Genomic DNA, 13,083 nt, shown 5'->3' with positions numbered 1-13,083 from the left:
CCCCTTTTACACCCTATCTCCTGTCTCGTTTTAAACCGCTGCCGCTATCGGCGCGCCGCGCGGCAAACCGTCGCCTGCCTCTCATTTTTTGCGCATTTATGCGTCAATGTTAGATGTGTGTCAAAGTTCTGTTAACACGTAGTTTTAAAATTTTCATTTCAGTTATTTACTTATAAAAGTTTCATATGTGTTGTTAATGAAATAAACGGTCTGGAATTTTTCTTCCGCTATAAATGGACTAATGTTTCAAAAAACCATTTTAAAACAACTGAATTTTGTGATTTCGATCAACAACAAAAAATGCACCAGCGCGCGGGCTGTTTTTTCAAAAAGCTGGAAAAGCAGGCGCTTAACGCACAATTAATGAAACTATTTTTTCATTTTACCTTACCTAACCGATGTACCTGAAAATAAAGGATCCACGATGAATATTAAGAAAACGGTTGTTGCCTCTTTGATAGCCTGCATGCTGCCAGCGGTCGTGATGGCGAAAGATATTTCGGTCGGTGTTTCCATGGCGCTATTCGATGACAACTTCCTGACGATTCTGCGCACCGCAATGCAAAAAGAGATGCAAAAAGATGGCGTTAAGGCGCAGGTGGAAGATGCCAAAGGCGACGTCTCCCAGCAGCTACAGCAGGTACAGAACTTTATTGGCCAGGGCGTCGACGCGATTATCGTCAACCCGGTCGACACCAACGCGGTCAAACCGATTATGGACCAGGCGACCAAAGCGGGCATTCCGCTGATCTTTGTTAACCGCCGCCCGCAGGCGCAGCTGACCGACAAAATGGCCTACGTTGGCTCCGACTCGGTGCTGGCGGGGCGCTTACAGATGGAAGCGTTAGCCAAAGCGATGAACGGCAAAGGGAACGTCGCCATTCTGCTCGGCGACCTGGCGAATGAATCGACCCGTGACCGCACCAAAGGCGTCGAAGAGGTGGTGGCGAAGTACCCGGATATCAAAATCGTGCAGAAGCAGACCGCGAAATTTACCCGCAACGATGCCGTTGACGTGGTCAGTAACTGGATGACCAGCGGCGAAGACATTCAGGCCATCGCCTCCAACAACGATGAAATGGCTATCGGCGCGCTGCAGGCGCTGGGTAAAAACCCGAACCATATCCTGATTGCCGGGGTGGACGGGACGCCCGATGCCCTGCAAATGCTCAAAAACGGCAAGATGATCGCCACGATTTTCCAGGATGCCAAAGGGCAGGGCGAAGGCGCTGTGGATGCCGCCATTAAGCTGGCCAACGGCGAGAAAGTGGAAAAGATCATCGACGTCCCTTACCAGCTGATCACCAAAGACAACATGGCTGAGTTCGTTAATCGCAACCAGAAATAGTCGCTCAGGGTACGGAGGTGAAGTATGAACGCTTTTGCACTTGAAGCCGAAGGGATCAGTAAATTCTTCCCCGGCGTGAAGGCGCTCGACAACGTCTCATTACGCGTGCGCCCGGGGACGGTGCACGCGCTGATGGGCGAAAACGGCGCCGGAAAATCCACGCTGATGAAATGCCTGATCGGGATCTACCGTCCCGATAAGGGCGCGATCCGCGTTAAAGGGGAGCCGGTCCAGTTTCAGGATACGATGGACGCGCTGCGCGCCGGGATCTCGATGATCCACCAGGAGCTGAATCTGGTGCCGCATATGACGGTGGCGGAAAATATCTGGCTCGGCCGCGAGCCGATGAAATACGGTTTTGTCGATCATCGCCAGCTTGCCCGCCAGACGCAGGATCTGCTGGATAAACTCAATATCCGGCTATCCGCCGACCGGCTGGTGGGGGAGTTAAGTATCGCCTCCCAGCAGATGGTGGAAATTGCCAAAGCGGTTTCGTGGAACGCGGATATTGTGATTATGGATGAGCCGACCTCGGCGTTAACCGAAAGCGAAGTGGCGCATCTGTTTACCATTATTCGCGATTTACGCCAGCAGGGAAAAGCCATTATTTATATCAGCCATAAAATGGATGAGATTTTCGCGATTACCGATGAGATCAGCGTATTTCGCGATGGCACCTGGGTCGGCAGTAAACATACCACCGAGTTTACCCGTCAGTCGCTGATCACCCAGATGGTCGGCCGGGAGCTCACCCAGCTCTTTCCCAAGTTCAATAACGCCATTGGCGAAGAGGTGCTGACCGTCCGCAATCTGTCGCGCAAGGGGGTCTTTCACGATATCAACTTTAGCGTACGCCGCGGCGAAATCCTCGGCGTGGCGGGGCTGGTGGGGGCCGGGCGTAGCGAAGTGATGGAGAGCCTGTTCGGCATGGATAAAGCCGATAGCGGCGAAGTGCTGATTGAGGGAGTGCCGGTCACGATTGACTCGCCTTCGACGGCGATTGAAAAAGGGATGGCGCTGCTGACGGAAGACCGCAAAAAGTCCGGACTGTTTCTCGTGCTGTCGGTGCTGGAGAATATGAGCATCGTCAAAATGCCGGAATATATCGGTAAAACCGGCTTTGTTCAGCACCTCAAAATGGCCGAAGACTGCATGGAGCAGATCCGCCGCCTGAATATTAAAACCCCCACCATGGATCAGATTATTAATAACCTCAGCGGCGGTAATCAGCAGAAGGTACTGATTGCCCGCTGGCTGCTGGCCCAGCCGAAAATACTGATTCTCGATGAGCCGACGCGCGGAATCGACGTCGGGGCGAAAGCGGAAATTTACCATCTGATCAGCGAGCTGGCCAACCGCGGCGTGGCGGTGATTATGGTCTCTTCAGAATTGCCGGAGATTCTCGGGATGAGCGATCGGGTGATGGTCATGCATGAAGGGCGTATTACCGGCATCCTCAATAAAGAGGACGCCGACCAGGAAACCATTTTGTCGTTGGCATCCCATTGAGGCACAGAGAATGAGCAATATGAAAATAACGGCGACCCCGATCACTGAGAAACCCTCTTTCTTTGGGCAATTACGCCACCGGCTGCCGAAAGATACCGGGATATTTATCGTCATGCTGGTGATTGCCCTGACGTTTGAAATTGCCGGCTGGTACGTCCGCGACCAGTCCTTTTTATTAAACACCAATCGCCTGATATTAATTGTTTTGCAGGTAGCGATTATCGGTATTATCGCCGTCGGGGTCACCCAGGTCATTATTACCACCGGCATTGACCTCTCCTCCGGCTCGGTGATCGCTCTCGCCGCCGTGGTGGCGGCAAGCCTCGCGCAAACCTCCGATAGCCTGTCGCCGATGTTCCCGTCACTGGTCAATATGCCGGCGATTATCCCGATTGGCGCCGGCATCGGCGTCGGTCTTCTCTGCGGCTTAACCAACGGCTTTCTGGTGACCCGCACCGGCATCCCGCCGTTTATCGCGACGCTTGGAATGATGGTGTCGGCGCGCGGTCTGGCGCAGTACTACACCCAGGGCAACCCCATCAGCTTCCTATCCGACAGCTTTACCGCCATCGGCCAGGGGGCGATGCCGGTGATTATTTTCTTCGTCGTCGCCGCGGTCTTCCATATCGCCCTGAAGCATACCCGCTACGGTAAATACGTTTACGCTATCGGCGGTAACATGACGTCGGCCAAGGTCTCCGGTATCAACGTGAATAAATACCTGGTGATCGTCTATGCCATCGCCGGGGCGCTCTCCGGCCTGGCGGGCGTGGTGCTGGCGGCGCGCGTCAGCAGCGGGCAGTCGAGCATGGGCATGTCCTACGAACTGGATGCTATCGCCGCGGCGGTTATCGGCGGCAGCAGCCTGATGGGCGGGGTGGGGCGCATCACCGGGACCTTAATCGGCGCGATGATCCTCGGCCTGATTAAAAGCGGGTTTACCTTTGTCGGCGTCGACGCCTACGTGCAGGATATTATCAAAGGCATCATTATCGTCGCGGCGGTGACTATCGATATGCGCCGCAACCGCAAAAAGCATTGATTTTTTATGGCCTGCAGCCGCTATCGCCGTAGGCCATAAATTATTTTAAATAAGAATTTACTTAATCCAGTTCACACTTTTGTTCGGTCGCCATTGTCATTACGCAGGGGCGCTTAGATAATCCGCCGAAATAACCCATTTTTATGATGGCGTGCTACTGCGAAAGCAGGCAAGACCAAAATAGAAATGCTCTCCCGCCAAGGGGAGCGTCTCTGTTTTGGTCTTTTTTTTTGCCCCAACACCAGGGAACACTATGAACTATAACGAAACAGCAGACAAAATCCTCCACGCGGTGGGCGGTGCGGAGAACATCCGTATGCTCACCCATTGCGCGACCCGGCTGCGCATGGAGTTCAACGACCGCGCAAAGGTTAACGATGCGCAGATTGGCGCCCTTCCCGGCGTGATCAGCGTAGTGGAGAAGGGCGGCCAGTTCCAGATAGTTATCGGCAATGAGGTGCAGCAGGTTTATCGCCTGCTCAATAAGGCGCTGCCGGAGAAAAAAGGCCCGGCAGGCGGCGATAAAAACGCGAAGCCGGCCGGCATCGTCGCCCGGATTATCAGCGTCATTTCGACCACCTTTACCCCGGTGATCCCGGCGATTACCGGCGCGGGGATGATTAAAGCGCTGCTGGCCATCCTCAAGCTCACGGGGTGGATTAGCGAAACCAGCTCGACGTATCAGCTGCTGAATATTATTGCCGACGCCGCCTTCTTCTTCCTGCCGGTGCTGCTGGCCTACGGCGCGTCGCTGAAGTTTGAATGCAATCCGATTCTGGCGATGACCCTCGCGGGCGTGCTGCTGCATCCGGGCATCGGCCAGATGCTGGCGGCCGGTAAAGCGGTGGATTTTGTCGGCATCAACGTCCTGCTTTCCGATTACGCCGGTTCGGTGCTGCCGATTATTCTGACCGTGTGGCTGATGTCGTGGGTGGAGCGCTTTGCCGAAAAAGTGTCGCCATCGATTATCAAGTTTTTCGTTAAGCCGATGCTGATTCTGCTGATTACCGCGCCGCTGGCGCTGGTGGTGGTCGGCCCGGCGGGCATTTTGCTTAACGATCTGGTCGCCGCCGGGGCGGGCGCTATCGACCGCCACGCCAGCTGGTTAATCCCGATGCTGATGGGCACCCTGCAGCCCTTCCTGATCATTACCGGCACCGCCTGGGCGATGACGCCGATCGCCACCGGTCAGCTGAGTAAAAGCGGTTACGAGATGATTAACGGCCCGGGGATGCTGGCATCAAACGTGGCGATGGGAGCGGCGACGCTGTGCGTGGCGCTGAAAACCAAAAATAGCAACCTGCGCCAGCTGGCCTCTTCGTCGGGCTTTACCGCGCTGCTGGGGATCACCGAACCGGCGCTGTACGGGGTGCTGCTCAAGTTCCGCCGGGTGCTGATTGCCGCGATGATCGGTGGCGGCTGCGCCGGGGTCTATGCCGGGGTGAGCGGGCTGGTGCGCTACGCGTTTGTCTCGCCAGGCCTCGCGGCGCTGCCGGCGTTTATCGGTGAAAACCCGATGAACATCGTTCATGCGCTGGTGACCTGCGCGATTTCCATCGTGGTGACCTTTACCCTGACCTGGTTTATCGCCTTCAAAGATGTTCCTGAGGAACAAGAAGCGGTGGACGAGGCGCCGCAGCCTGCGGTGAGCGCTAAAAGCGAGGGGGAGACGGAAGTATTAAGCCCGCTGCGCGGTCAGGTGCTGGCGCTCAGCGACGTGAACGACGACGTCTTTTCCGGCGGCCTGCTGGGCGAGGGGCTGGCGATTCGTCCCGAAGAAGGGGTACTGCGCGCGCCGTTTAGCGGCACGGTAATGATGTTTCTGCCCTCCTGCCACGCCGTTGGCCTGCAGAGCGACAGCGGTGTTGAGCTGCTGATCCATATCGGTATCGACACCGTCAATCTTAACGGCCAGCACTTTAGCTCTACGCTGAAGGTGGGTGATAGGGTGGAAGCAGGGCAGGCGCTGATCCGCTTTGATATTCCCGCCATCGAACAGGCCGGATACGACCTGATTACCCCGGTGATCGTGGTCAACGGCGATGGGCAGCGCGCTCTGCGCCTCACCGCCGCCGCGCAGGTGGATTACGGCGAACCCCTGATGGTGCAATCCGCTAAGGAGGCGCAGGTATGATTTATCAACAGCAGGCCCGGTTCCCGGACGGTTTTCTGTGGGGCGCCTCCACCTCGGCCTATCAGGTTGAGGGCGCGTGGAATGAAGACGGTAAAGGGCCGTCGGTAGTCGACATGCTTAGCCATCCGCCGGGAACGGCGGACTTCCGCATCGCCAGCGACCACTATCATCGCGTAGAGGAGGACGTCGCGCTGATGGCGCAGATGGGGCTGAAGGCCTACCGTTTTTCGGTGGCCTGGTCGCGGGTGATACCTGACGGCGATGGCTCGGTGAATCCGGATGGGCTGGCCTTTTATCACCGCCTGATCGACGCCCTGACGCGCCACGGGATCACCCCCATCGTGACGCTCTACCACTTCGATCTGCCGTGGGCGCTGGAGCTAAAAGGCGGCTGGCTGAACCGCAAAACCGGGGAGGCATTCGTGCGCTATGCCAGGCTGCTGTTCAGCGAATTTGCCGCCAAAGTTCCGCTCTGGCTGACCATCAACGAACAGAACACCATGATTCTGCATCCCGGCGCGATTGGCGTGCCCGCCGATCGTGAACTGCCGGATAAGAAGGCGCTGTACCAGCAGAATCATCATATGATGCTGGCCCAGGCGCAGATCTTCGCCCTGTGCCACCGCGAGTTCCCCGGGCTGCGCATCGGCCCGGCGATAAACACCACGTCGATGTACGCCGAAAGCTGTAAGCCGGAGGACGCCATCGCCGCGCATAACTGGGAGACGCTGCGCTGCTGGAGCTTTCTGGACGTTGCGGTGCATGGGCGCTACAACGCCCTGGCGTGGGCCTATATGCAGGATCGCGGCCTCGCGCCGGAACTGCAGCCGGAGGATGCGCTGATTTTGCAGCAGGGGAGGCCGGACTTTATCGCCATTAATTACTACTCGACCGCCACCATTGCCGCCAGCCGGGGCGACGGCGGGGACGTTGCGCCCCGCGCGGGCGATCAGCAAATTATGCTGGGCGAAGAGGGGGTTTATCGTCCGGCGGAAAATCCGTGGGTTGGCAAAACCCCCTACGGCTGGGTTGTTGACCCGGTGGGGCTGCGCCTGACGCTGCGTAAAGTGTGCGAGCGCTACGGTCTGCCGATTCTGATTAGCGAAAACGGGATGGGCGCGCCGGACAAGCTGGAGCATGACGGGACGGTAAATGATGACTATCGCATCGCCTTCTTACAGGCGCATATCGAGCAAATGCGGCTGGCGATAGCCGACGGCGTCGAGCTGATGGGCTACTGCCCGTGGGCGGCGATTGACGTGGTCAGCACCCACCAGGGATACGCCAAGCGCTACGGTTTTATTTATGTCGATCGCGGCGAGGATGACCTGAAGCGCCTGCAAAGGATCTGCAAACGCAGCTTCTGGTGGTATAAGGATGTCATCGCGCAGAACGGCAACCACGACGAGTCGCAGAGATGATTGTTCAGAAGGTGCTCAATAATAGCCTGGTGCTCTCTATGGATGACGATAGCAGGGAGGTCATCGTCATGGGGAAAGGCATTGGCTTCAACAGCAGACCCGGGGATGAGATCGCCCCGGAGAAGATTGAGAAGCTGTTCGTGACCCAGGCGCTCGGCGCCCGCAGCGGCTATCTTGAAGCGCTCTCCGCCATTCCGGACGAGGTGATCGAAATGGCGGCAATGATTATTTCCCGCGCCAATATGCAGCTTGCCAGCAAGGTTCGCGAGCAGATTTTCTTTACCCTCGCCGACCACTTGACCTTTGCCATCGAGCGCAGCCGCAAAGGGATCGCCATTCAAAATCGCCTGCTGCCGGAAGTCAGGCGTTTTTATCCGCAGCAGTTCCGCGTCGCCAGCGAGGCGGTGACGATTATTCGCCAGCAGTACGGGATCGAACTGCCGGAGGAGGAAGCCGGGAATATCGCCTTTCATCTGGTAAACGGCCAGAGCGAGGGCGACGACGTGGCGCAGACCATGCAGTCGGTGAAAATGCTGAAGGATATTTTTAATCTCGTGCAGTACCACTTTAAGCAGCAGATAGACACCGACTCGATAAACTACTCGCGCTTTCTGGTCCATATGCAGTTTTTCCTCCAGCGTTTACAGGAGGGGGAGCTGGACGGCGCGCGGGACAGTTTTCTGCTGGTGCAGGTGATTAAGGCGTATCCGGACGCATACCGCTGCGCGCTGCTAATCCGCGACTACGTCAAAGCCCAGCTCGATATCACCCTCGGCGGCAACGAACTGCTGTGGCTCACCGTTCATCTGGTGCGGATCGCGGGACTGGATGCGTGATTGTGTTCTATTAGTAGGGCGTAATAGCCATTTCTGTTTTTTTTATGGGACATGAGCTCTTTGGAATGACTGAGTTGGCTCATTTGTAGTGTTCTATAAACAGGTTATAATCGCTAACTACGTTCTATTAATAAGACAAGAGAAGCATTATGGCAAAGCCGTCAACCCGAACTTACTCTCGTTACAGTCGCGATGCAGCACGGTTGCTGGGAATGATGATCCGCTCCGCACGCATAGAATCCAGACTCACTATCGAGGAGCTGGCAGAACGTGCTGGCGTGTCGCGTGGGCTGGTTTATCGTGCTGAGGAAGGCGATATGGGATGTGCGATTGGCGCGGTATTTGAACTGGCGACAATAGTGGGCGTGCCGCTGTTTACGCCAGATCGGTCTGCTCTGGCGTTACATATTGCTAATGCAGAGAAAACGTTGTCATTAATGCCGCGTTCGGTTCATCACTCAAGGAAGGTGATAAATGATGACTTCTGAGAATAGCCTTGAGCAAGTGTATGTCTGGATCTGGCTGCCTGGAGCAACAGAACCCGTTGTCGCCGGAGTGTTAAGCAGAGACAACGGTCGGTTTATTTTCAACTACGGCCGCAGTTATCTGGAGCGGAAAGAGGCGATAGCGGTTTATGTGCCGGAGCTTCCTTTAGTCAGAGGCGCAATTGTACCTGCCCCTGGTTTGCAAGTGAAGTGGACAGAAAACTCTTCTGGGGAAGGATGTTTTTAAATCCTTTCATATTTGAAGGCGCGCCAGAAGAGATTTTGAGACTACGTAAGTCGTGGCTTTAATGCGTCCGGTGCCACTGCATTTTCAACGCGGCAAGACAAATAGTCCGTTAACGCGTTTCGATAACCTTTTAAACCTCCGTAGTATCACCGATGCCGAAACTGCAGCGTCGCCGGCAGGTAGCGCTGTAGCGGCTCAGGCGTGTTGCCGTCAATCAGCTGGCTGATTAAATCGTAGCAGTGCCAGGCCAGCTGGCGGTTGTCCTGCTGGACGGTATCAATACGCAGCGACAGCGAATCGTAGAGATAGTGATCGTCAAAACTTGCCAGGTGGATGTCTGAATCCAGCAAATGGTGCTGGCTCATATAGCGCAGCACCCCTTCCAGCAGACCACAGGCGGCGGTAAACAGCGCCTTTGGCGGCCGGCCCAGGCGCGCGCAGAGGGCGGCGAACATCTCATAGCCGGAGCTGGGGTGATAGTTGCCGTTGATCACCCACTCCGGGCGCAGCGCAATGCCCGCCTGAGTCAGACCCTGCGTAAACCCGGCCAGGCGATCGCGGGAGGGCGACAGACGCGGCTGGCCGCCTAAAAACCAGAACTCATCGTGATGCTGAGGCGCGATGCGGGAAATCAGCTCCGCCGTCGGGGTAATCGAATCGGTCATCACCAGCGGCAGCGCGCTTTCAGTAGGACAGCGGTCAAACAGCACCACCGGCAGCTGTTCGCTGAGCTTCAGGTAGTCGGCATCGTTGTGCATACAGGAGGCGACGATCAGGCCGTCAACCTGGCGGGCAATCATGTTATTGACCACCATGCTCTCCTGACCGGGGTTTTCATCGGTACAGGAGATCAGCAGCTGGACGCCCGCTTCGCGGCACAGCATCTCCAGCTCATGGGAAAAGACCGCAAAGCCGTAGTTGGTGATCTCCGGCACCACCAGGCCGATGGTGTGGCTGCGGTTATCGCGCAGCGAGCGGGCGTGAATGCTCGGCTGATAGTGCTGCTCGCGGGCAATCGCCAGCACGCGCTCGCGCGTTTCCTGCGCCACGCGCAGCTCCTTGCCACGACCGTTCAGCACCAGGCTGGCGGTCGCTTTGGAAACGCCCGCCAGTTCGGCGATATCTTTAATGGTTACGCGTTTGGTTTTCATTACGACGCCATGAGCCTGAAAGCAAAACGCTTATTCTATCATGCATGTTCGCAGCGGCCAGTAGCAGAATGCATCCGGCGCGCTGCCGGAGAAAATCAGCTGCGCCGGATAATCGGGGAAGCAGCGGCTGCTCATCACCCCCTCGCCGTCGTTGATGAAAATCTCCACGCTCGACCGATCGATGAAAATCCGCAGCGAGCGCACCTCGCCGCGCCAGTAGCGATAGTGCATTTCGTCGCTGGCGAGGCTGCGTCGCGCCAGACGGATACCGCTGGCGTCGCGCTCCAGGGTTAACGCGCCGCCGAAATCAAGGCTTAGCGCGTCGTCGCCGGCGGTTTGCAGGGCGATTTCCATCGGCGCCAGCGGCAGGGTGTTCCCCGGCCAGCCGTGCGCTTCGCCGCGCAGGGCGGTCAGCTCGCGCAGCGGACGCTGGTAGAGCCGGCCGTCGATAAATTCCAGCTCGCGCAGGCAGGTCATCTGGTGGATCCAGCCGCTGGCAAGCGTCGGCTGAAGCATCTCTTCACCGTCCGGGACGCCCATCCAGCCGACCAGCAGGCGGCGGCCATCGCTGGTGTGCATGGTTTGCGGGGCATAAAACTCAAACCCGGCGTCCAGCTCGTGCAGCTCGCCGTGTTTGAACGCGGCGCGGTGGTCGTCGAAACTACCGGCCATCCACACCGCCGGATAGGTATTGAGGAAGCGCTCGTCTTCGCGGGCAATCCCCTGCGGGCAGCAGATCAGAATATGCTGGTCGCCGAGCGGAAACAGATCCGGACACTCCCACATATAGCCGGCGTCGTCGAGGCCATTGAGGCCGTAGCCGGCGATTTCGCCCTCGCTGCGCCACTGATGAAGGTCCGGGGAGCTGAACAGCAGCACCTTACCGCGCTTTTGCCGATCCTGCGCCCCCAGCACCATGTACCAGCGGTCTTTATGCCGCCAGACCTTCGGGTCGCGCACGTGGCCGGTATAGCCCTCCGGCAGCGGCAGGACCGGACCGATTTTGCGGAAGGTACCGTCGGCGTTTTCCGTCGCCAGGCACTGCCACGCGGTTCGGCCGCCGTCGTCAAACTTCACGTTGCCGGTATAGCACAGGGTGAGCGTACCGTTGTTATCCACCGCGCTGCCGGAGTAGCAGCCGTTGCGGTCGTACTCTTCATCCGGCATCAGCGCAATAGGCTCATGCCGCCAGCGCAGCAGATCCTCTGAACTCCAGTGCGCCCAGCACTTGAACTTATGATCGCAGGCGAGCGGGTTCCACTGGTAGAACAGATGATAGCGCCCGGCAAACTCGACAAAGCCGTTGGGGTCGTTCATCAGCCCGGTCACCGGCGCATGGTGCCAGCGCGGATAATGGCTATCGGCCAGCGCGCGCGGCTGGCCCTGCATAACGGCCTGCAAAATCGCAGGCAGACGTGATGGTAGTGACATTATTCAGCGTCCGTTTTGTATTTCAGCAGCAGAGAGACGACGAAAGCGACGCCAAAGGCGATGACCATGCCGATAATGTAGTTCAGCAGCGAGCTGGCCTGCACGATGGCCATGCCGGGAATCGCCGTCAGGCCGACTGCGGTCATATAGACGTGCACTGACACGACCCACGCGCCGCCCGCCGCGCCGCCGATCAGCGCCGCGATAAACGGCTTCATGAAGCGTAAGTTGATACCAAAAATCGCCGCCTCGGTGATGCCCAGCATAGCGGAAAACGCCGAGGGCAGCGCAATGGCTTTGATTTTGACGTCTTTGGTTTTAAACCATACCGCCAGGCAGGCGCCGCCCTGGGCGACGTTGGCCATGGACCAGATCGGCAGCAGGAAGTTGACCCCGATGGACGGATTGCCCAGCAGCCCGGCTTCGATGGCGTGGAAGCTGTGGTGAATACCGGTAATGACGATAACCGAATAGAGACCGCCAAACAGCAGCCCGGCCAGCCAGCCGGCGTGGCTAATCAGGGTGCTGAGGACAAACGAAATGCCGTCGCCGAGCGCGCGACCGGCCGGGCCGATAATCAGCAGGGCGATAAAACCGGAAATAATCACCGTCAGGAACGGCGTCAGGATCAGGTCCAGGGCATCGGGGATCGCGCGGCGCAGCTGCTTCTCAACGATGCTCATAAACCACACCGCCAGCAGAACCGGGAACACCGTCCCCTGATAGCCGATCATGGCGATTTCGAGGCCGAAGAAGTTCATGGTATGGAAACCGGCGGCCACGCCCCAGGCGTTAGTCAGCGCCGGGTGGGTCAGAATGCCGCCGAGCGTCGCGCCGAGATAGGGGTTACCGCCGAATTCGCGGGCAGCGGTAAAGCCAATCAGGATCGGCAGAATGATAAACGCCGCCGAACTGCACATATCCAGCATGATGTAGAGGGCGTTGCTCGGATCAACCCAGCCGTAGGTTTTGACCATCCCCAGCAGGCCCATCAGCAGGCCGGAGGCGACGATAGCCGGGATAATCGGTACGAAGATGTTCGACAGCAGGCGCGCGATGCGCTGGAAAGGATTAAGCTTTTTCGCCGCGATGTCGGCGGCCTCCGATTTGCTGGATTCGCTAATACCTGCCGCCTGAATAAAGGCGGCGTAGACTTTATTCACCACCCCGGTGCCGAAAATAATCTGCATCTGCCCGGCATTGCGGAAACAGCCCTTAACCCCTTCAATTTTGCCGATAGCCTGCTGGTCGGCCAGCGCGTCATCGACCAGCACCAGGCGCAGGCGCGTGGCGCAGTGCGCGGCGCTGGCGATATTTTCCTTGCCTCCCAGAAGCGGAAGCAGCGAGCGGGAAATCTGTTCAAAATCCATAGTACCCTCTGAATGCGTAAAAAAATTCGTGTTGTCGTCCCGCGTTAACGGGGGCGCAGTCTCTGCGTCGTTATTGTGTCCGGGGCGATGAAAGGCGCGTCGTCGCCCC

Annotated in this window: 11 protein-coding genes; 8 read left to right on the top strand and 3 right to left on the bottom strand. The window is 57.6% G+C overall.

The features are described from left to right. Window positions 1-424 precede the first annotated feature (424 nt). The 8 genes from F8562_RS29070 (at window position 425) to F8562_RS29035 (ending at window position 9,022) form a co-directional block, all read left to right on the top strand. On the top strand, window positions 425-1,348 hold the full coding sequence (locus F8562_RS29070) for a sugar ABC transporter substrate-binding protein (protein ID WP_004848507.1): 924 nt from the start codon (window positions 425-427) through the stop codon (window positions 1,346-1,348). Between the two features lie 24 nt (window positions 1,349-1,372). Then, entirely contained in the window at window positions 1,373-2,857 is a 1,485-nt protein-coding gene (locus F8562_RS29065; protein ID WP_004848509.1) for a sugar ABC transporter ATP-binding protein, read from the top strand. Between the two features lie 19 nt (window positions 2,858-2,876). Continuing rightward, window positions 2,877-3,899: an ABC transporter permease gene (locus tag F8562_RS29060; RefSeq protein ID WP_170873311.1), complete on the top strand. Its 1,023-nt coding sequence runs from the start codon at window positions 2,877-2,879 to the stop codon at window positions 3,897-3,899. Between the two features lie 253 nt (window positions 3,900-4,152). Next, window positions 4,153-6,033, top strand: a complete 1,881-nt coding sequence (locus F8562_RS29055; protein ID WP_014837713.1) for a beta-glucoside-specific PTS transporter subunit IIABC — start codon at window positions 4,153-4,155, stop codon at window positions 6,031-6,033. Beyond that, a complete protein-coding gene (locus F8562_RS29050; RefSeq protein ID WP_014837714.1) occupies window positions 6,030-7,454 on the top strand; it encodes a glycoside hydrolase family 1 protein in 1,425 nt (474 codons plus the stop codon). Before F8562_RS29055 ends, F8562_RS29050 begins: the two co-directional genes overlap by 4 nt. Beyond that, a complete protein-coding gene (licT, locus tag F8562_RS29045; protein WP_014837715.1) occupies window positions 7,451-8,290 on the top strand; it encodes a BglG family transcription antiterminator LicT in 840 nt (279 codons plus the stop codon). The genes F8562_RS29050 and licT overlap by 4 nt, the downstream gene beginning before the upstream one ends. Window positions 8,291-8,439: 149 nt before the next feature. Beyond that, window positions 8,440-8,778: a helix-turn-helix domain-containing protein gene (locus F8562_RS29040; RefSeq protein WP_038424183.1), complete on the top strand. Its 339-nt coding sequence runs from the start codon at window positions 8,440-8,442 to the stop codon at window positions 8,776-8,778. Next, on the top strand, window positions 8,765-9,022 hold the full coding sequence (locus tag F8562_RS29035) for a hypothetical protein (protein WP_038424184.1): 258 nt from the start codon (window positions 8,765-8,767) through the stop codon (window positions 9,020-9,022). Before F8562_RS29040 ends, F8562_RS29035 begins: the two co-directional genes overlap by 14 nt. Before the next feature lie 146 nt (window positions 9,023-9,168). On the opposite strand, the gene F8562_RS29030 is transcribed toward F8562_RS29035, so the two are convergent. Genes F8562_RS29030 through F8562_RS29020 form a run of 3 tightly spaced genes read right to left on the bottom strand, consistent with a single transcriptional unit; the run spans window position 9,169 to window position 12,974 of the window. After that, window positions 9,169-10,173, bottom strand: a complete 1,005-nt coding sequence (locus tag F8562_RS29030) for a LacI family DNA-binding transcriptional regulator (RefSeq protein WP_004848520.1) — start codon at window positions 10,171-10,173, stop codon at window positions 9,169-9,171. A 30-nt stretch (window positions 10,174-10,203) separates the two neighbouring features. Further along, a complete protein-coding gene (locus tag F8562_RS29025) occupies window positions 10,204-11,604 on the bottom strand; it encodes a sucrose-6-phosphate hydrolase (protein ID WP_014837717.1) in 1,401 nt (466 codons plus the stop codon). Further along, window positions 11,604-12,974 (bottom strand): sucrose-specific PTS transporter subunit IIBC, encoded by a 1,371-nt coding sequence (locus tag F8562_RS29020; RefSeq protein WP_014837718.1) that lies wholly within the window; start codon window positions 12,972-12,974, stop codon window positions 11,604-11,606. The genes F8562_RS29025 and F8562_RS29020 overlap by 1 nt, the downstream gene beginning before the upstream one ends. Window positions 12,975-13,083: the final 109 nt, after the last annotated feature.

The organism is Klebsiella sp. RCJ4 (genome assembly GCF_009025755.1).
In the GTDB taxonomy this organism is placed as follows: domain Bacteria; phylum Pseudomonadota; class Gammaproteobacteria; order Enterobacterales; family Enterobacteriaceae; genus Klebsiella; species Klebsiella michiganensis.
Note: the sequence above shows the minus strand (reverse complement) of the source record. Positions and strands in the feature narration are given on the sequence as shown.